Annotated in this window: 2 pseudogenes; one reads left to right on the top strand and one right to left on the bottom strand. The window is 63.8% G+C overall.

The features are described from left to right. Positions 1–291, top strand: a pseudogene (locus tag JCM25156_RS19590) (hypothetical protein); the annotation flags it as partial. 133 nt (positions 292–424) lie between these two features. On the opposite strand, the pseudogene JCM25156_RS19585 reads toward JCM25156_RS19590, so the two are convergent. Further along, positions 425–649, bottom strand: a pseudogene (locus tag JCM25156_RS19585) (hypothetical protein); the annotation flags it as partial.

Here is a 649-nt window from a genome sequence, read left to right as displayed (position 1 = left end):
GTCTCGCCCGAGGTCGCCCATCGCGCCGGGGTCAGCCAGTCACGGCTGGAGCGCGATCCCGGCGGGGTGACGGCAAGTGTGGACGGGCATCAGGACATCTATCACTGGCACCGTTTCGACAGTCTTCAGGTCGGGCATGAGCTGGAGCGCAACGTCACGCTGACTGTCGCGCCCCTGCGCGAACACCTGGAAATGCTGCTGGGGTCGGACTGGTTCGCCAGCCACCGCGTCTGGATATCCTACGCCACCAACCAGGCCTTCGTCCGCCCCGCGCGGCAGTCCGGCAGGTAGGGCCTGCCCGGGAAGCTGTTCCAGCCAGTCTGCTGATAAAAACAGGAAAAGTTTTCGGGTGCCGCCTTTTTTCAAAAAAGGCGGCGTTCCTGAAGCTTCCTTATGGCAGGCGACCTGTCGGGCCGCCCATGGGTCAGCCCTTCAGCTTCGTATTGCACTGGCTGTAATAGCCGCCGCCACGCTGGATCCAGCGCAGGCCACCATTGGCGTTGGTGGCCTTGTTGGCGTTGTACTGGTCAAGACAGGTGTGCATGCGGGCCTTGCCTGCCGATTCCTTGGCGTATCTGTCGGCAATGGCGCCTGGCATTACGGCCGTGGTGGATGTGGCGTCGGTCACGGCGGGGGTGTCATGCCGGGG

It is taken from the genome of Komagataeibacter kakiaceti JCM 25156 (genome assembly GCF_000613305.1).
The sequence above is the reverse complement of the archived record's forward strand: the minus strand, read 5'-3'. Positions and strand labels throughout refer to the sequence as shown.